General features: G+C 62.9%; 18 protein-coding genes and 1 pseudogene. All 19 read left to right on the top strand.

The window, feature by feature from the left end; all coding sequences use genetic code 11:
- Nucleotides 1–5 precede the first annotated feature (5 nt).
- The 19 genes and pseudogenes from LU684_RS09120 to LU684_RS09030 all read left to right on the top strand — a co-directional run bounded on the left by LU684_RS09120 (nt 6) and on the right by LU684_RS09030 (nt 16,918).
- Nucleotides 6–1,544: a ParB family protein gene (locus LU684_RS09120; RefSeq protein ID WP_016488050.1), complete on the top strand. Its 1,539-nt coding sequence runs from the start codon at nt 6–8 to the stop codon at nt 1,542–1,544.
- 15 nt (nt 1,545–1,559) lie between these two features.
- Entirely contained in the window at nt 1,560–2,111 is a 552-nt protein-coding gene (locus tag LU684_RS09115) for a DUF2857 domain-containing protein (RefSeq protein WP_232894462.1), read from the top strand.
- A complete protein-coding gene (locus tag LU684_RS09110; RefSeq protein WP_016488052.1) occupies nt 2,105–3,319 on the top strand; it encodes an STY4528 family pathogenicity island replication protein in 1,215 nt (404 codons plus the stop codon). The genes LU684_RS09115 and LU684_RS09110 overlap by 7 nt, the downstream gene beginning before the upstream one ends.
- A gap of 150 nt (nt 3,320–3,469) precedes the next feature.
- Entirely contained in the window at nt 3,470–4,234 is a 765-nt protein-coding gene (locus tag LU684_RS09105; RefSeq protein WP_016488053.1) for a PFL_4669 family integrating conjugative element protein, read from the top strand.
- Complete coding sequence (locus LU684_RS09100; protein WP_016488054.1) at nt 4,231–4,725, top strand: DUF3158 family protein; 495 nt, start codon at nt 4,231–4,233, stop codon at nt 4,723–4,725. Before LU684_RS09105 ends, LU684_RS09100 begins: the two co-directional genes overlap by 4 nt.
- 5 nt (nt 4,726–4,730) lie before the next feature.
- Nucleotides 4,731–5,159: a single-stranded DNA-binding protein gene (locus tag LU684_RS09095; protein WP_016488055.1), complete on the top strand. Its 429-nt coding sequence runs from the start codon at nt 4,731–4,733 to the stop codon at nt 5,157–5,159.
- Nucleotides 5,160–5,618: 459 nt separating this feature from the next.
- Nucleotides 5,619–5,963: a helix-turn-helix domain-containing protein gene (locus tag LU684_RS09090; RefSeq protein WP_024717424.1), complete on the top strand. Its 345-nt coding sequence runs from the start codon at nt 5,619–5,621 to the stop codon at nt 5,961–5,963.
- A gap of 110 nt (nt 5,964–6,073) precedes the next feature.
- Nucleotides 6,074–8,041 (top strand): DNA topoisomerase III, encoded by a 1,968-nt coding sequence (locus tag LU684_RS09085; protein WP_016488058.1) that lies wholly within the window; start codon nt 6,074–6,076, stop codon nt 8,039–8,041.
- A gap of 744 nt (nt 8,042–8,785) precedes the next feature.
- Nucleotides 8,786–9,325, top strand: coding sequence for an STY4534 family ICE replication protein (locus tag LU684_RS09080; protein ID WP_016488059.1), 540 nt, complete (start codon nt 8,786–8,788; stop codon nt 9,323–9,325).
- A gap of 67 nt (nt 9,326–9,392) precedes the next feature.
- Entirely contained in the window at nt 9,393–9,650 is a 258-nt protein-coding gene (locus tag LU684_RS09075) for a hypothetical protein (RefSeq protein ID WP_016488060.1), read from the top strand.
- 62 nt (nt 9,651–9,712) lie between these two features.
- Nucleotides 9,713–10,206: pseudogene (locus LU684_RS09070) on the top strand (JAB domain-containing protein).
- Between the two features lie 60 nt (nt 10,207–10,266).
- Nucleotides 10,267–10,983, top strand: coding sequence for a DUF5983 family protein (locus LU684_RS09065; RefSeq protein ID WP_016488061.1), 717 nt, complete (start codon nt 10,267–10,269; stop codon nt 10,981–10,983).
- Between the two features lie 259 nt (nt 10,984–11,242).
- The gene (gene pilL2, locus LU684_RS09060; protein WP_102082271.1) at nt 11,243–11,632 is read left to right on the top strand and encodes a PFGI-1 class ICE element type IV pilus protein PilL2; all 390 of its coding nucleotides are present in this window, start codon (nt 11,243–11,245) and stop codon (nt 11,630–11,632) included.
- A complete protein-coding gene (locus LU684_RS09055) occupies nt 11,629–12,297 on the top strand; it encodes a hypothetical protein (RefSeq protein ID WP_016488063.1) in 669 nt (222 codons plus the stop codon). Before pilL2 ends, LU684_RS09055 begins: the two co-directional genes overlap by 4 nt.
- Before the next feature lie 10 nt (nt 12,298–12,307).
- Entirely contained in the window at nt 12,308–13,024 is a 717-nt protein-coding gene (locus tag LU684_RS09050; protein ID WP_016488064.1) for a TIGR03759 family integrating conjugative element protein, read from the top strand.
- Nucleotides 13,006–13,560 carry a lytic transglycosylase gene (locus tag LU684_RS09045; protein WP_016488065.1) on the top strand — a complete coding sequence of 185 codons (555 nt, stop codon included), beginning with the start codon at nt 13,006–13,008 and terminating at the stop codon, nt 13,558–13,560. The genes LU684_RS09050 and LU684_RS09045 overlap by 19 nt, the downstream gene beginning before the upstream one ends.
- A complete protein-coding gene (locus LU684_RS09040; RefSeq protein WP_230849746.1) occupies nt 13,557–14,018 on the top strand; it encodes an integrating conjugative element protein in 462 nt (153 codons plus the stop codon). Before LU684_RS09045 ends, LU684_RS09040 begins: the two co-directional genes overlap by 4 nt.
- Nucleotides 14,019–14,027: 9 nt before the next feature.
- A complete protein-coding gene (gene traD, locus LU684_RS09035) occupies nt 14,028–16,154 on the top strand; it encodes a type IV conjugative transfer system coupling protein TraD (RefSeq protein ID WP_016488067.1) in 2,127 nt (708 codons plus the stop codon).
- Nucleotides 16,155–16,189: 35 nt separating this feature from the next.
- The gene (locus tag LU684_RS09030; RefSeq protein ID WP_024717422.1) at nt 16,190–16,918 is read left to right on the top strand and encodes a TIGR03747 family integrating conjugative element membrane protein; all 729 of its coding nucleotides are present in this window, start codon (nt 16,190–16,192) and stop codon (nt 16,916–16,918) included.
- Nucleotides 16,919–17,442: the final 524 nt, after the last annotated feature.

Here is a 17,442-nt window from a genome sequence, read left to right as displayed (position 1 = left end):
TTGCGATGAAGCCGCCCTCTTCCGAAGACATCACGCGACAGTTGCAGCAGGCGCATTTTCCACAGAAACATGGCCTCGACAGCTCGCCCGTGCCGGTCGGGGATACACCGTTGGTGGTCAGCCTGGAGCAATTGCGCCCCTACGAGCTCAACCCGCGGGTGGTTCGCAACCCGCTGTATGACGAGATCAAAGCCTCGATCCGCGAACGCGGCCTGGATCAGCCCCCTGCGATCACCCGCCGTCCGGATGAGCCGCATTTCATAATCCGCAATGGCGGCAACACCCGTTTGAGCATCCTCGGCGAACTCTGGCAGGAAACCCGCGAGGAGCGATTCTTTCAGATCCACTGCCTGTTCCGCCCTTGGCAGTCCGAGTCGCATGCCTTGATCGGGCACCTGGCCGAAAGTGACCTGCATGGCCAGCTCACGTTCATTGAGCGATCGCTCGCGGTGGCAAAACTCAGGGACATGTTACAAGAGCCCGATGCCCCTCTCAGTCAGCGTGAACTGTCCACACGCTTGAGCAAGGGCGGCTACCCGATTTCACAATCGCATATCAGCCGCATGTTCGACACGCTCGAACACCTGCTACCGGTCATCCCGCAGGTGTTGTATGCCGGGCTTGGCAAACCCACCATCGCCCGGATCATTAACCTGCGGCGCCGGGCGGAGTCGATCTGGAATCAGTATTTGGGGGACGTTCAACACTTCGCACTGCTCTGGTTCGAAGTGCTGTCGGCATTCGACAGTGATAAGCCCGATCTGAACTGGGGTGAGCTGCAGGATGAGCTGATTGCCAGGATGGCGGTGCAGTTGAAGCAGACGCCCCGCCTGCTCGCCTTGGAAATGCATCAGGAACCGCTTCGCTCAACGCCGCCTGCGGAAACGCCTCAGCCGCTGCCGCAAGCCCCACAAGGTGAGTGCTCCCCCCAGCTGCCTGTCGAAGATGAAGCACAATCGGCGCCTCAATCGCCCGCACCGGAGCCGATGAGCAGTGCGGACAACACTGCGGCAGCCGAGACTCCACGCCTCCCAAACATCCGCGAGGCGCTGAGTGATGACGATCCGCTTGCTGCGAGGGTGCCAAACGCCCTTGATGCCGGTGAGCCCTCCCTGGGTTCCGCCTCACCTCTCGCACCGCTACAGGGTGACATCACTGCATTGCGTGAGCGTTGTGCCGCCCTGGCGACAGACCTGGCGGCATATGCCGATGCCAGTGCCATGGTCACGCCGCACGCAGAGGGCTTGGGTTTTACCCTTACGCTGGAGCATGGCGAGCAACTGAGCCCTAGACATACCGGCATTCAGCTACTGCTCTCAGCCCTGCTGCGCTTGCAGGACGACGTGACTTCGCAACAACGTCAGCAGCTGCCGGCTGCGCTATTTGGCCAATTGCTGATTGGCACCTACGACCTGCCCTTCCCCGAGCGCCCTGCCCTAACCGTGGGCCTCGAACGACTACCCGATACCCAGCTGGAGCAGCTGTTCAGCCTGATCCGCCACGCCCGGCAGTTGATCGACCTGACGCTGTCGTCCACGCGTTAAGTGAGGAGCCGCCTCATGAGCACGACCTTCAATCTGTTGAACCATGCGATGTTGAACCAGGTGCTGCATGAGCTGCGCCATGGCCGTCTGCAGCGCTGCAAAGCGCTGGGCCTGGCCGACGAAGACATCGAGGTCCTGCAATCGCTGCCTCCGACCACCCTGTCCCACTTGGCGCATTCATCAATCGCCTGGGTTGAGGTCAAGGTTGATATCACCGTCCTGCGCCGCCTGATCGTCCAGGCCGAGCGCGACGAGCAGAACGAACGCCTGATCAACCGGGCACTGAAGCTCGGCGCGAGCTCGACTATCATGTACCGCTGTTTCGGCCTGGACCATTCGGAAACGGCGTTGCGCCGCCGAATACTGAAAATCGAAACCCACCGCGGCCGGCCGGTCCAGCTCAGTGAAGCCCAGGAGCATGCGGTGTGGAACCGCTGGAGCCAGTTACGGGCGGAGGCGCCAGACAACGATCCACTGGACACGATGATGATGCTGGCCGAGGAACAGCACATCAGCCTGACCCAGGTCTGGCAACAGGTCGAACTGTACGGAGGTACGCCATGCTGAGCTTCTACGAAGTGGACTGGCAGGACGTGGTGCGCCAGTGCTACGACGCCCTTCGACGCCGCAATGAGTTTCAGGCCGCCCAGGCCCAACAAGCGGCTGCTGCGGAGCCCGCGCTGCGCACGATCTACTACGGCGACAACAATCCCTTGCCGCAGGCCTTGCTACTCGATCGTCGACTGACCCCGCTGGAGCGCAACACCTGGCAGGTGCTGCGCTGGCTGATCACCGAACGCCAGGTTAAAATGCCCCGCTACCAGGACCTGCAACCCTACCTGGCAGCCAGCCCCTGTGGCACCCAGGCGTCGCGCGAGACCATCGCCCGCGCACTGAACGTCCTGCGTACCACCCGCTGGCTCAGCCTGGTCGACCGCTCGCGCGATGCCCAAGGCTGCCTGCGCGGTTGCATCTACGTGCTGCACGGCGATCCGTTGACGGCGGCCGAGCAGCTTGAGCTGGACAGCGGCTACGCGGATCTCCTGCAACAGAACCTCAGCCACGCCACCAAGGGGGTGCGTGATGTGACGCAGCATGTGCTGGCCGAAATTCAAGCCGACCCGCAAGTCGTCCAAGGCGACAAGGACAGGCTGGGCGCACTGCCGCCGACACAGCAACACTCGCTGCTGCTGATCAACGAAGCCGCGCAGGCGCAACATTCCGAACCTGGCCTGCTCCACCCCGTTCGGAATCCTCACGCCTCGGCCACCGATTCCGAACTGTGCGGCAATGCACCGGATTCGGCTGTGGTTCGGAATGCCGACGCCGGCCGTACAGTACAGAAAGACCAAAGCAAAAAAAGTACAGTACTGGCACAGGTCGAGTTTGGTCGTGCACGCTGGCCTGAAGATTTACCGCTGAATTCGACCGAGCGGCGCATGGCCTCCCAGGCGATGCGCCAGCTCGAACCGGAACAGCAACAAGCGGTGATCAATGAAGCGGCGGTGCGCTGCGCCCGCGGCGAGATCCGAAAACCGGTCGCCTACCTGATGGGCTTGATCAAACGCGCCTGCCAAGGCGAGTTCACCCTGTGGGCCGCGCGTACCGAGGAGGTCAAGACCTCAAGACCGACTTCAAATCCAGCGAGGCCTGTGCCAGCAGAGCCTCCCAGCGAACGACCGAAGCGCGGTGGTCAGCGCACCGCCTCGCCCCTCGCCCTCTCCTGCCTGGAGGAACTGAAACAACGCTGTCGTGGTTCGCTTGCGCCGACCTAGGGGTGGATCTCGGTGGACTTGATGCCCATGCCATTGAATCCACCGAGATCCACCGCCTGAAATTACGAGCGGACCACCTTCATGTTGATTCGCGTCGAACCGCACTAATCGGCCCATCGTCGGCGTCATTCCGACGGCGAGGTACTGGCGATGACCGATCACTACCAGCTCAACCTGGGCTCCCTGCGCAGCAGCATCACCCTCACCTTGCATACCCATCATGCGGCGCGGCTGTGGCAAGGCCGCATGGGCCGCGAAGGGGTACACGCGATCATGGGCATGCCCGGTTACATCGGCGTCACCAACCTGCTCAAGCACGCCAGCAGCCAGGATGACCCCTTCGCCGACTGGTTCATGCTGCAACTGGAGGACAAGCTGCTGCAGGCCAAGGCCGAACTGCGTGCGCTGACCAAGCAGGTCAGTCGGGTGGAGCGCGCCCTGCCCACCCAAGTCGACATCGGCGACAACCTCAATATCCATCCCGTCACCCTCCCCCTGTTCATCGGCAGCCAGCTTGGCTTTCTCGCGGTCTACCTGCTGACCGACTACGACGCCCTGGTGCGCCGCGTTCTGCTCGCCCACCACACCGCCTTAATCGGCCGCCCCGACATGGAAACCTGGATCGATCGCGGCGCCCACGAGCTGCGCAGCCTGTTCGGTCTGGCCCAGCGCTACCGGCTGGCAGGGGTCAGTCGGGATGACATGGCCGCCAACAACGCCCGCGCCCGTGAAGCGATCGACAAGTTCGGCACGCCACCAAGCAAGATCCTCGAGGGCAGCCACCGCTCCCAATTCGCCCCGCCCATCACGCGGGGTACCTCAGAACCGCTACCCGCTGGGTCGGATCAACACGACCAACCTGAGGTCGAAGCTCTCCCTGAGCCAGAAGAACCGGCCGAAGGAGGTGAGGCATGACCTTGGCCGACGCGATTGCCCGGCGTTTGTCAGCAGATGTCTATCGTGAGTTCGCACAAGGTGCCTCCCTAAAAGGCCTTTTAAAGCCTTTTAAGGGTAAGGGGGAGCTGCAGCAGTTCGCCGAGACGATCCTGCGCCTGCGCACCCAGGTCGCCGAGTTGATGGCAGTGATGCTGGCGATCATGGCGCAGCCCCCGTTCTCGTTGCTGGAACTGCGACTGGTCGTGCAGCACAGCGCGACCGGCACCGACTTCCTGCGCTGGCGCAGCCCGGACTTTCAGCGCATGGGCGTGCAGGTGTGGCAGGAGGCGGTGGTTCATCCGCATCTGCACCCTGAACTGCGGCAGGCGTTGTATCAGCTGGAGACCAACCGGGTGGTGCTGAACCTGCAGATGAGCAGCCTGCAGTCACTGTATCGCCAGGCTGTCGCCGGTGCCGGCAAGCTCGAGGCCGCCGAACTCGCCCTGACCCGTTCCCCCACCGAGGAGTGACCCGCATGAGTACGTTGTTTGTAGGTGAAGGCAACATCGGCAGTGTGCCGGAGTTTCAGGAGTTCAACTCCAACCCGGATGAACCACGACGCCTGCTGCGGCTGAACGTCTATTTCGACAACCCGGTACCGCGCGAGGGTGGCTACGAGGATCGCGGCGGCTACTGGGCGCCCGTCGAGCTTTGGCACCGCGATGCCGAGCATTGGAGCACGCTGTACCAGAAAGGCATGCGCGTCCTGGTCGAAGGCCGCACGGTCAAGGAGGAGTGGGAAGACAGCGAGGACAACGCGCGGGTGACCTTCAAGGTCGAGGCCCGGCGCATTGGTATCCTGCCGCATCGCCTGGCCTCGGTCTCGATGCGTGAGAAAGCTCAAGACACTCCCAGCGCCACGCGTAAAGGCGGTGGCAAGAAAGCCCCGCGCAAGGCCGGGTGATCCGTGGAACTCAGTGGAATCACTGCGCCCTGCGCGATACCGCAGGGGCTGCGCCGCCCAACCGGCGAGCAGTACTGGCCCCTCTAGCGCGTTCTATTGGGTCGGGGTTTACCCCGCCGTTCACTCTCCAGCAACTGCTTCACCTCCGTCAGGCACTGATCCAGGGCAAGGAATGCCCGCCAGTGCGCCGGACTCTCCTGAACCCAGGCAATCAAGTGCGCGCGCGCCTCCCCATTCTCCGGTTCCAGTTGCGTGGCCATGAACAGCTCGTAGGCCTTGATCGCTAACTTGTCTGCCTCACTCTGGTGGGATCCGTGCAAGTTGAAGCCTCCGTGTGGACGGGCGGGTCCTGCAGTTATTTTTCGTGATACGCCTCATAGGGTTGCCAGTCAACTCTCTGAGCCGCTCATATCCTTGGGTGGGTAGTCAACCATATGGATCGAATTGGAGAGCGCCCCGTTGCCCGTCAAAGAGCCTAGCCCACATCACATTGGCCGCCAGTTGGCGAAGTACCGTCGCGACCGTGGTTTGACCCAGGAGCAGGTCGGCGAACACCTGCGCATTACCGGCGAGGCCGTCTCGCGTCTGGAGCGTGGCCTGGTGGAGCTGTCCGTGACGAAGTTGCTGCAGTTGGCTGACCTGTATGGCTGCCCCGTCGATGAGCTGCTGCTGGCCATCAGTCCTCGCCCCCAGGACCAGGGCCAGCAGATCACCGCGATCATCAAGGAGCTGGGCGATGCCGATAAACAGTTCGCCCTGGAGTTTCTGCAAACGCTGGCCACTCATCTTGCGCAACGCAAGTAAGGTTTTAGCCCTGCGCTGAAACGTCGAACCGATCCCTCCGTTTTCGGCTTTACCCTGGCGCTTCACGGCCACACCCCCACCCTGTCGGAAACCACCGAGAGGGCCCGCATATGCGCCTGTTCATCTGCGAGAAACCGTCCCAAGCCCGTGACATCGCCCGAGTACTGCAGGCCAGCTGGCGCGGCGATGGCTACCTGCAGGGCCAGAACGTCACCGTCACCTGGTGCATCGGCCATCTGCTAGAAACCGCGCCCCCTGAGTCCTATGGTGATTACAAACGCTGGTCGTTGGACGACCTGCCGATCATCCCCGATCACTGGCAGTTGGTGGTCAAGCCCAAGGTCGCCAGCCAACTGAAGGTGATCGACCAACTGCTGCAAAGGTGCGCTGAGGTGGTCATCGCCACCGATGCTGACCGCGAGGGCGAGATGATCGCCCGGGAGATCCTCGAGCGCTGTCAGTATCAGGGGCCGGTCCTGCGTCTGTGGCTGTCCGCCCTGGATGAAGCCTCGATCCGCCGGGCCTTGGCCGCCTTGCGTCCGGGCGAACAGACCCTGCCGCTGTACCACTGTGCACTGGCCCGCTCCCGTGCCGACTGGCTGGTGGGCATCAACCTAAGCCGGCTGTTCACCCTGCTCGGCCGCCGCGCCGGCTTTGATGGTGTGCTGCCGGTTGGCCGCGTCCAGACCCCGACGTTGCGCCTGGTAGTCGAACGCGACCGGGCCATCGCGAGCTTTGTGCCGCACCCCTTCTGGAACGTCGACGCCCAGTTGGTGGCAGACGGTGTTAGTTTCAAAGCCAGCTGGCAACCTCCGGCTTCGGTCTGCGACGATGAGGGCCGCTGCCTTGATGAAGCGGCCGCCAGGCAAGCTGCACTGCGCCTGAGCCAACACGGAACGGCCCGTATTGGCACCATCGAGGTGGAACACGTCCGCGAAGGGCCGCCACTGCCGTTTGATCTCGGCACCCTGCAAGAAGTCTGCTCGGCCAAGCTCGGGCTCGGCGCCCAGGAAACGCTGGGGATCGCCCAAGCCCTCTACGAAACCCACAAGGCCACGACCTACCCGCGCACCGATTGCGGCTACCTGCCCGAGAGCATGCTGGATGAGGTGCCCCGCATACTGCATGCCCTGGTGGCTCCCAGCCCTGCGCTCGGTCAGGTCATCAAAGCGCTGGATCCGTGTCGCCGCTCGCGCGCCTGGAACAGCAGCAAGATCACCGCGCACCACGGGATCATTCCGACCGCCATCAAGCTCGACCTCACTCAGCTGTCTGAGCGCGAGCAGGCAGTTTACGCGCTGATCCGCGCCCGCTACCTCGCTCAGTTCCTTCCTGAGCATGAGTACCTGAAAACCCAGGTGTTGCTGCACAGCCAGGCCGACCAGCTACTGGCCCGGGGCAAGCAGATCCTGGTGCGCGGTTGGAAAGCGGTGATCAACGAAACCCACGGCAATGAGCCCGGCGAGCAGACTCAACGGCTACCCACACTTCGAGAATCCGTTTCGGTGGCGCTGACTGACGCCGCCGCCATTATCCAACGCACACACCCCCCCAAGGCCTACACCGAGGGCACGCTGGTCAAGGCGATGAAAACCATCGCCAACCAGGTGGCCGATCTGCGGCTCAAGCAGACGCTCAGGGAGAGCTGCGGCCTCGGCACCGAAGCCACCCGCGCGGCCATCATTCAGGGGCTGATCGACCACGGTTATCTGACCAAGAAGAAACGCAGCCTGGCCGCCTCAGCCGCGGCGCACACCCTGATCGAAGCAGTGCCAGCGGAAGTGGCCGATCCGGTGCTGACGGCGCTATGGGAGCAGGCTTTGGGCCGAATTGAGTCGGGCCAGTTGAGCGTCGAGACCTTTCTAGCCAAGCAGTCGCAGTGGCTGACCCGCTTGGTGCGCAGCAACGCCTCGCTCACCCTGCAGCCGCCCCCATCGAAGGGACCGCTCTGCCCGGTGTGTTGCAGCGGCATGCGCCAGCGCAAAGGCCGTACTGGCAGCTTCTGGTCCTGCATCCGCTACCCGGACTGCAAGGGCACCAAGCCGGTAACTAAAGCCAAGCGCCCGAAGAAGACATGACTTGACGCCGCACCGCCGCGCTGGTGTAGTGAAGTTGCCCCACGCCACTTGGCGACCCCAGACCGATTCGCTCCGGGCAGCTCGGTCAGACTCGTAGAGTTCGGAGCCATCCTTCACCGCCTTTGCGGATAACTTCTCAGCGTTCCAAGTCTCCTAGGTGGATGACCCATGCGGCTTGTGCCAGGCCTCAAGGGTCATCCGCTTCGGCGGCGATGCTCAGCTCCGGTGCCCGCCGGCGAAACACTGGGCACCTTTTGTGCGCGGATGCGTGCCAGTTGATTCCGACCTAGGCCACGACAAGGGTCGGTTGATCCCGGTGGATCGACAGCGGAGAGTTTGCGACGAACTCCGGTGTCACATCGCCGGATCAAAGGTGGTCCACTTCTTCCTAGCCTGATGACCGTCGGGCTATTTTTTCGCCGCCGAGAATCCACCGGAAGCCACTGATTGCCACCCGCCCAAACCGCCGCAAATCCCCGGTTGACGGGGGTTCTGCGGCGTTTTATAGATGAGCTGCACACCGCTGTCGTTGACAGCTCCCAGGCCGCCAGAACCTTGAAGGCTGCGCCCGCTTCGGGTGGTTCTCCCCAAGTGCGACTCGCGCTCGGCAGCTCGCACGGTCACCGACCTGTCGGTGATGAGCGCCCTCTCTACCGATCATGTGTTTGCACCCTCACCCTTGCGGAACTCACCAGCCGCCAGGGCCGGTGGTTGTCCGCGTTTCTGCTGAACAGGAGATCCACCATGGCCACCGCAAGCAATAACGCCCCCACCACCTACTTCAACCTGCACACCCAAGGCATCGGTTACCTGAACCGTGTCCGCGAAGTCCCGGTTCGCCGCGGCCAAGCGTTCATGGCCTGTGACATCGCTGCCTTGCACGGTGCCTCGGACGACGTCGAGTACACCCGCTTCGACTGCAAAGTCGCTGGCGGCGAAGCCGAACGGCTGATCCGTGAGCACCTCGAAGACGTCCGCGCTGAACGCAAGGTCCTCATCGCGTTTCGCATCGGCGACCTCTGGGTGGATCCCTTCCTGTACGAGAAAGGCGAACGCAAGGGTCAACCCGGCGCCAGCCTCAAGGGCCGCCTGATCTTCATCGAGTGGATCAAGGTCGATGGCCAGTTCAGCTACCGTGCGCCCGCCCGCACCGACGCTGCCTCTGACGCGATGGAACCTGCTGAGGCGGATGGGGACAAGGCAAACACTGACGGTGACTCCGATCAGCGCCAGCCAACTCCAACCGCCCCCCGTAACTCCACCGCAGCAGCTCAATCTGCCTGAGGCAGTTTGACCGCCAACAACAGGCGCTCTTGGGAGCGCCTGTTGTTCATTCACGTCGGAGGTTGTCATGGAAAGCTTCTGGCTCTGCGAAGACTGCCTGCAGGCGGTGGCTTACGACGACTTCAGCACCTTGTCGCTGTACTACAGCGAGGCCGAAGTTGACGAGCGAATCGCGCAGATACGTGAGGCAGTGCAAGCGTTGCTGCCGTTCAGCGCCGATTTCGATCCGGACACCGGCATCGGCATCGACTCGTTCTCCACCCGCCCCTGCGAAAGCTGCCACTCACCGTTGCACGGCACTCGCCATCGGTTCACCCGCCTGTGACCGCCTGATCTCACCCACTTGGGGCCTCCTCCCGGAGCGCTCCTGCATATGAGGCTTTGCTCATGAACACGCCATTGACCCTGGTCGAGCCCCTCGACCCCGTCCTGACCCAGCGCGCCCACGAAGATGCACTGATCAACGAAGCCCTGCAGCTGTTGGACCAACGCTACTTCCAACGCGGCGAAGTCCTCATCACGCCGGCCGACGCCGCCTCTTACCTGAAGCTGCGCTTGGCGCCTTATCACCACGAGGTGTTTGCCCTGCTGTACCTCGATTCCCAGCACCGCGTGCTGGACTTCGAGGTGTTGTTTTTCGGCAGCATCGATGGGGCTTCGGTGTATCCCGTGAAGTGGTGGTCAAGGCACTGGCACACAACGCCGCCGCAGTTATCCTCAGCCACAACCACCCTTCCGGCTCCCCCGAGCCCAGCGGCGCCGACCGCGTGCTGACGGCGCGCCTGATCGAAATCCTGGCGCTGGTCGAGGTCCGCGTTCTGGACCACATCATCGTCGGAGAAGGTCAGCCCCTCTCCCTGGCCGAATACGGCTGGATTTAACCCTCCCCCACCCGCCACCGCCTGCATGGGGTGGCGTTCTCTTTTAATTGGAGCGCCATCATGCTCACCTCAACCCCCAACCCGTTTGCCCGCGGTTTTCATGCATTTGCCTGCAAGCGCGTGGTTCAGATCCACTACGACGACCAGTGCCCGCCCTGCTATCGCCCCTTGCACACCGCCCAGCTGGAGTTGAACGACGATCACATCAACTCTCAGGCCTGCGTGTTCGATGACGATTGCGCCGTCATCACGGAAGGCCAGGATGTCTCGGGTTTCCTTCGCATGCAGTTGCCCGCGGACAGCGTGGTCAGCACCGTGCTGTACCAGGTCACCGCCAAGCAGTTGAGTGGCTCGGTGCACCTCTGCGACCTTCCCACCCGGAAAGCTGCCGAACACCTGATGCAGCAGCTGTCCTTTGCCACCGGCCAGTACAGCCGCAGCTGGGAGATCAGCACATCTCACCTACCGGCCGACGAGTACGCCTACCTTCAGCAGCTTGCCCGCTCCGAACGACCGGCGGGCTTCTTTGAATGTTTCTCATTGGTCAGCAACCGCTCCGTCGGCTGCAAGCTGTACTCCACACCCTGGCACCGCAGCGCCCACGTGGAAGGTCCCGGTTGCTCAGCGGCGGACGTCTGCATCCGCCTGTTGGATGAACAGGTACCGCCGGTGTTGATGACCCTGTTGTTGCTGGCCGGCCAGGCCGACACGCGCTTCCTGGTGTTTGACCCTGATGCAGCCCCGCTGGCAGGACTGCCAGTGTTTGCTGACGATTGACCTAAGGCGCCCTGCTGGGCGCCTTTTTTATGGACTAAGCCTGATAACCCGGACGGGGAACTTCGGTTTTTCAGTGGGTGCACCTCGCGCGTGTTGCCAAGGTGTCGGCAACATCTGTCGAGACCTGCTCATGCACACGCCCGCACTTCCTTACCTTGTCCTGATGCTCGCGCTGGCGGGTTGCAACACGTCGCCTGCCATCACCCCATCGAAAGCGCCAGCCAAAGCCGTACCAGCTCCGGCCACCCCGTCCAAGCCGTTGTCAGAATCACCGGCGTGGGTCCGCCAGGACCGCTACACCCTGGTCAGCACGCGACCGACGCTGGAACAACGCCAGCCCTTATTCCAGCTCATCACCGTGCAGATTTCACCGGCGCTGCATGCGACGGTCGGTGATGCGTTGCGCCACGTGTTGCAGCGCTCGGGCTACTCGCTCTGCACCAACCGCGCCGAGGTCACGACCTTGTTCAGCCGCCCCCTGCCGGCCGTGCAGCACCAACTCGGGCCGATGGCGCTGCTGGACGCCTTGACCATCCTCGGCGGCCCGGCCTGGCGACTCATGATCGACCCGGTCGAACGCAGCGTGTGTTACGCCCTTCGCGCACCGGTGCCCGCCCCACCTCGCCCGCCCCTGGAGATCGCGCCATGAAGGTCCATCACTTTCAGGCCCTGGTGCTCGGGGCCCTGTGCCTCGGCGCCGCAGTACTCGCCGCCACGACCTACAACCACCAGCAGCAACTGGCCAGGCTCCTAGTCGCTGCGGAAAATGCGCCAGCCGATCCAGTACCGGCGCTGTGGCGGGACCTCGATGCACTCAGCGCCGACCTTGCGGCACTCCCAGCGCAAGTGAACGCGCTGGGCGAGCACCAGCGCCAGCAGGACGCGACCTTCGCGGCGTTGAGCAAACAGCTGGATGAGGTGAACGCTTCGCTCAAGTCCATTGAAGCGGTGCCGCTGGGTCCGACCAAGGCCGACCTGGCCGCGCTGGAACAGCGCATGGGCAACGCCGAAACCGCCGTCCACGCCCTCGAGGCTCGCCCGGTTGCGCCATCCACACAACCCCAGCCTGCAGCCCCCGCCAAACCGGCCGCCAAAACCCAAACCCCGACGCCGCCATTCACCTTGCTGGGTGTCGAGACCCGAGGCGACCTTCGGTTTGTCTCGGCTCAACCGGCCGGCGCGCATGCCCTGTCGACCGTCCACCTGCTGCAGCCCGGTGACAGCTTGAACGACTGGCAGCTTAAGGCCATTCGCCGGAACCAGGCCGTGTTCCAGGTGCCTGGCCTCGGCGAACGTTCGCTGCCCCTGCCATGACGAGGTGCATATGGTCCGTTTCATCAGTCTCTCGTTGCTCCTATTCCCCATCTGCCTGGTGTCGGGATCGGGATGGAGTGCCCCAGCCACGGTCGAAACGCAGCAGCAGTCCAGCGAGCAGGCCGCGCTGCAGCAAGCGCGATCTGCAGCACAGGCCAAGGCCTGGGGCCTGACCGACGACGAATGGTCCAAGTTCGAGCGCCTGCAGAGCGGTCCCCGTCAGTACTGGTCACCGCACCTCGATCCGCTGACCACCCTGGGCGTGGAAGCCGACTCGGACCAGGAGCGCCAGCGTTACGCCGAGCTGCAGGTGCGACTCGAAGCCAAACGTGCCGAGCGCGAACTGGCCTATCAAAAAGCCTACTCTGCTGCCTGGGGGCGGTTGTTCCCAGGGCTGCGGCCGGTACAGGGATTGAGCGATGCAATCCCTCCGTCGAGCAACCCGCGCTATGCGGTGTTTGTGGAAGATCCGTGTTCGACCTGTGAGGCCAGCCTCCGCCAATGGCTGAGCACGGGCGCCCACTTGGACATCTATCTGGTGGGCAGCCAGGGCGATGATGCGCGCATTCGCCAATGGGCGCGCAAGGTGGGCATTACCCCTGCCCAGGTTGGCAGCGGCCAGGTCACCCTCAATCATGACCGTGGCCGCTGGTTCGCCCTCGGCGCCAGCCGCACCTTGCCCGCGCGCTTTCAACAGGTGGAAGGGAAATGGCAGCGCGTCGATTGACCCTCGCCCTGACCCTGATGGGAGTGACGGCGGCCCAAGCAGGCGGCCTGCCTCCGCCGGCCTACCAGTTGGCCGCAGCCCAGGCCGGCATCCCGGCCTCGGTGTTGTTCGCCATTGCCCAGCAAGAGAGCGGCACACCGTTGCGTGGGCGGCTTCTGCCCTGGCCGTGGACCTTGAATGTGGCCGGTACGCCACAGCGCTTCGCCACCCGTGACCAGGCTTGCAGCGCACTCAAAGCGGCGCTCACCCGCCATGATCCCAAGCGCATCGATGTCGGCCTGGGCCAGATCAACCTGGGTTATCACCCGGAGCGCTATCCCACCGCCTGCGATGCCCTCGATCCGCGCGCCAACCTCGCCGTCACCGCCGATCTGTTGCGCGCGCACTACGCCGACGTCGGTGACTGGGTCATTGCCGCAGGCCACTATCACCGGCCTGCGGGAGGGCCCCCGGCGGCGCGCTACCGCACGCAGTTCAGCCTGCACTGGCAGCGCCTTGAAGCCGCCACGTCCAGCCGTGGAGGACCACGCTCATGATTGTCGTTCGCCGGGGCGCACTGATTTGCGGGTTGATGGGGTCGTTGGCTGCCGGGGCATGGCTTGGGCCAACGCCCCCTGTCATTGCCGCTGAGTCGGCTACGGCGGTCGAACGGCCCGATCCACGAACCCTGAACTGGGTCTTGCCGGTGCACAGCGCGCGCCTCACGCCGGGTGAGGTGCCCCGCAGAGCGCTGGATCTGCCCGGCATGGTCCCGCTGTTCCTGGTTGGGGCGGACGCCGCCTCGTTGGCGTGGCTGACGCAGCACGCGCCAGCGCTGAAGCGACTGGGCGCCAACGGCCTGGCTGTTGAAGTCGTTGATGCCGCAGCGCTGCAGCGTATCCAGGCGGTAGCGCCTGGTTTGGCCATCTGGCCGGTGAGTGGCGACGACATCGCCGAGCGGCTGGAACTGGAGCACTACCCGGTACTGATCACTCCGACCGGCATGGTACAGTGAGGTAGTGCCATGGGCGATCATGCGATGGAATCCCTGCTGCGCCCGGCAGTGGAGCTGTACACCGTAGGCATCTGTGCCGGTGCCGGCGCGCTGTGCCTGCATTCACCCTGGGCGGTGGCGCTGTCGCCGGAAGTTGGCGCCGGCATGGCCCTGGCCTATACCGCCTTCGGCCTCAAGCGCCTCAATGAGGCCCGCATTGTTTTGCGTTATCGACGCAACATCCGCCGCCTACCCCGCTACTCGCTGACCAGCCGACAGATCCCTATCAGCAGCAAGCGCCTGTTCATGGGCCGTGGTTTTCGCTGGAGCCGCCTGCACACCCAGCGTTTGCTCGAAGCGCAGGATCCCGCGCTGGCCCGCTACGTCAACCAGTCGGCCGCCTACCAGTGGGCCCGCCGCCTGGAGCATCTCCTGGAAAAAGCACCGCCAGGGCTCTCCATCTTGCCTTGGATAACCGCCTGGGACAGCCCACTCAACCCGGTACGACCACTGCCGCCCGTGGGTGGCTCCCCGCTGCTGCACGGCGTCGAGCCCAACGAACAGGAAGCCTCCTTGCCTTTGGGCGAGCGCGTGGGCCATACCCTGGTCCTGGGCACTACCCGGGTCGGCAAGACGCGCCTGGCCGAGGTCTACATCACCCAGGACATCCACCGGCCGAGCCAGGAAGTGGTGATCGTCTTCGACCCCAAAGGCGATGCCGACCTGCTCAAGCGCATGTACGTGGAAGCGCGACGCGCCGGCCGTGAGCACGAGTTCTACGTCTTCCATTTGGGCTGGCCGGAGATTTCCGCACGCTACAACGCCATCGGCCGTTTCGGTCGCATCTCGGAAGTCGCCACTCGGATTGCCGGCCAACTCAGCGGCGAAGGCAACTCGGCGGCGTTTCGCGAGTTCGCCTGGCGCTTCGTGAATATCATCGCCCGGGCGCTGATCGAGCTCGGCCGGCGCCCCGACTACCTGCAGATCCAGCGCCATGTGGTGAACATCGACGCGCTGTTCATTGAATATGCCCAGCACTTCTTCGCCCGCCATGACCCGCAGGCGTGGGAGACCATTGTGGATCTCGAAGCTCGGCTCAACGAGAAGAACGTGCCGCGGCACATGATTGGCCGCGAGAAACGCGTGGTCGCCATCGAGCAGTACCTGACTGCCAAGCGCCTTTTCGATCCAGTGATGGATGGCCTGCGCTCGGCGGTGCGCTACGACCGCACCTACTTCGACAAGATCGTCGCTTCGCTGCTGCCGCTGCTGGAAAAGCTCACCAGCGGCAAGACGGCGCAGTTGCTGGCCCCCAACTATGCCGACCTCGACGATCCACGGCCAATCTTCGACTGGCTGCAGGTCATCCGTAAACGCGGCATCGTCTACGTCGGCCTGGATGCACTGTCCGATGCCGAGGTCGCTGCCGCGGTCGGCAACTCGATGTTTGCCGACCTGGTCTCCGTGGCCGGGCATATCTACAAACACGGCATCGACCATGGCCTGCCGAGCTCCTCCAGAGCGGCCGAAAAGGTGCCCATCAACCTGCACGCCGACGAGTTCAACGAGCTGATGGGCGACGAGTTCATTCCGCTGATCAACAAGGGCGGTGGTGCCGGTATCCAGGTTACCGCGTACACCCAGACCTTGAGCGACATCGAGGCACGCATCGGCAGCCGGGCCAAAGCTGGCCAGGTGATCGGTAACTTCAACACCCTGCAGATACTCCGCGTGCGGGAAACCGCGACTGCCGAACTCCTGACCAATCAACTGCCCAGGGTCAATGTGCAGACGCGTACGCTGGTCTCCGGCGCTACCGACACGGCCGATCCCGATGCCCGTACCGACTTCACGTCGTCCTCGCAGGACCGGGTCACCACCACGGCCGTGCCGCTGATCGAACCCGCGCACATCATCGCCCTACCCAAGGGCCAGATGTTCTCGTTCCAAGAAGGCGGGCAGCTGTGGAAGGTTCGGATACCGCTGCCCAAACCCGCCAGCGACGACGCGATGCCAGCAGATCTGCAAGCGCTGGCTGCGCGCATGCGCGAGTCCTACAACGCCAATGCAGGGAGTTGGTGGAGCAGTGCCGGTGGCGCACCGACGGTCGATTTTGATCCAGAGATGCCACCACCCGGGCGTAAATACTCCTCGTGATCACCTGGCAGCCCACGACCACCTGGGAGCCTTCCATGCCTACTGCCCCAACCAACCCGACTCAAACACAACGACGACCGAGTCTGATCCTCGGCACGCTTGAGCTGTGCCTGCGATTGCTCGGCCTGCTGCTTGCTTCCCTGCTGTTCTCCATCCTGCTGGAGTTCGTAGGCATGCTATGGTTTTGGCCCGACCAAGGCTGGCATCACAGCCATGCCATGTGGCTCAGTGAACTTGGCTGGCTCAGCAGCCACTTTAGGAGCTCGCTCCTGGTGCAAGAGCCAGCACAAGCGGCCACGAAAATCCTCGAACGCCTAAACGATTGGGTTGTAGTCCGCTCAGGCTGGGCACAATCCGACATCCAGCTGAAATTGCTCAGTCGCGAGTCGTCGCTGCAAGGACAACTTGCTCAGGCGTATGTCGCTGGCCAGGATTACCTGCTGGCGGCTCTATTCACAGTTTTCACGTTCGTGGTGCGCTTGACTGTGCTCACTCTCGCAACGCCCCTTTTCTTACTCGCGGTAGTCACCGGACTGGTTGACGGGTTGATGCGTCGCGACCTCCGCAAGTTCGGGGCGGACAGGGAAAGCAGCTTCGTCTATCACCGAGCCAAGCGAACATTGCTGCCGTTGATGGTCAGCCCTTGGGTAATCTATCTATCGCTCCCTTGGTCGCTGAGCCCCAATTGGGTATTACTTCCATGTTCTGCGTTGCTGGGTTTTATGGTGGCCCTCACCGTTAGCACGTTCAAAAAATATCTTTGAATGCGAGCAATCGAAATCGCGCAGACACCCATACCACCGTTCTTATCATAACCCCTACGGCCAAAGAGCTCGCGGTACCATTGATAGCCGGGACTGGATATTAAACGACCTCACTACAACATCGAAGATCCTGTACGCAAAGTGGGGATCGTTCTTCAGGACTAAAGCTCTCTCTGCTCAGCTTTGCGCGTGCAGCCTCTGCAAGAGCTTTGGTCGGATAGGTTGGAACCAGTCTTATTTTTCTTAATTGTCATAAATATCGAAGCCGACCGAAATAGTTGCAGTATAACGCCAAACTGCTGAAAGAGCTTGCCCACTCTTTATTGGCATTGCGACAAACAATAACAAATTTGTTTGCATGCTCTGCACCTCTTCAGGCAGATAACTAAGTATTAGCCTGAGGATGGACAAGCGTCCATTCCTCGACTCAAGTCACTGACACGAAGACTCTCTACTGCAGATTATCTTCCTACTGAAATATCACTGCCGTTACAGGGTGGTTAATTATCCACACAATCTATTTA

Source organism: Pseudomonas sp. NMI542_15, from assembly GCF_021283425.1.
Lineage (GTDB): Bacteria > Pseudomonadota > Gammaproteobacteria > Pseudomonadales > Pseudomonadaceae > Aquipseudomonas > Aquipseudomonas fortuita.
This window is presented reverse-complemented; position numbering and strand designations above follow the sequence as displayed.

Bases quoted from the DNA above. Each gene is read 5' to 3' on its own strand.
- LU684_RS09120 (WP_016488050.1), top strand. From the start codon at position 6: ATGAAGCCGCCCTCTTCCGAAGACATCACGCGACAGTTGCAGCAGGCG.
- LU684_RS09115 (WP_232894462.1), top strand. From the start codon at position 1,560: ATGAGCACGACCTTCAATCTGTTGAACCATGCGATGTTGAACCAGGTG.
- LU684_RS09075 (WP_016488060.1), top strand. From the start codon at position 9,393: ATGGAAAGCTTCTGGCTCTGCGAAGACTGCCTGCAGGCGGTGGCTTAC.
- LU684_RS09095 (WP_016488055.1), top strand. From the start codon at position 4,731: ATGAGTACGTTGTTTGTAGGTGAAGGCAACATCGGCAGTGTGCCGGAG.
- LU684_RS09100 (WP_016488054.1), top strand. From the start codon at position 4,231: ATGACCTTGGCCGACGCGATTGCCCGGCGTTTGTCAGCAGATGTCTAT.
- LU684_RS09065 (WP_016488061.1), top strand. From the start codon at position 10,267: ATGCTCACCTCAACCCCCAACCCGTTTGCCCGCGGTTTTCATGCATTT.
- LU684_RS09085 (WP_016488058.1), top strand. From the start codon at position 6,074: ATGCGCCTGTTCATCTGCGAGAAACCGTCCCAAGCCCGTGACATCGCC.
- LU684_RS09110 (WP_016488052.1), top strand. From the start codon at position 2,105: ATGCTGAGCTTCTACGAAGTGGACTGGCAGGACGTGGTGCGCCAGTGC.
- traD (WP_016488067.1), top strand. From the start codon at position 14,028: ATGGGCGATCATGCGATGGAATCCCTGCTGCGCCCGGCAGTGGAGCTG.
- LU684_RS09030 (WP_024717422.1), top strand. From the start codon at position 16,190: ATGCCTACTGCCCCAACCAACCCGACTCAAACACAACGACGACCGAGT.
- LU684_RS09105 (WP_016488053.1), top strand. From the start codon at position 3,470: ATGACCGATCACTACCAGCTCAACCTGGGCTCCCTGCGCAGCAGCATC.
- LU684_RS09080 (WP_016488059.1), top strand. From the start codon at position 8,786: ATGGCCACCGCAAGCAATAACGCCCCCACCACCTACTTCAACCTGCAC.
- LU684_RS09050 (WP_016488064.1), top strand. From the start codon at position 12,308: ATGGTCCGTTTCATCAGTCTCTCGTTGCTCCTATTCCCCATCTGCCTG.
- LU684_RS09045 (WP_016488065.1), top strand. From the start codon at position 13,006: ATGGCAGCGCGTCGATTGACCCTCGCCCTGACCCTGATGGGAGTGACG.
- LU684_RS09040 (WP_230849746.1), top strand. From the start codon at position 13,557: ATGATTGTCGTTCGCCGGGGCGCACTGATTTGCGGGTTGATGGGGTCG.
- LU684_RS09055 (WP_016488063.1), top strand. From the start codon at position 11,629: ATGAAGGTCCATCACTTTCAGGCCCTGGTGCTCGGGGCCCTGTGCCTC.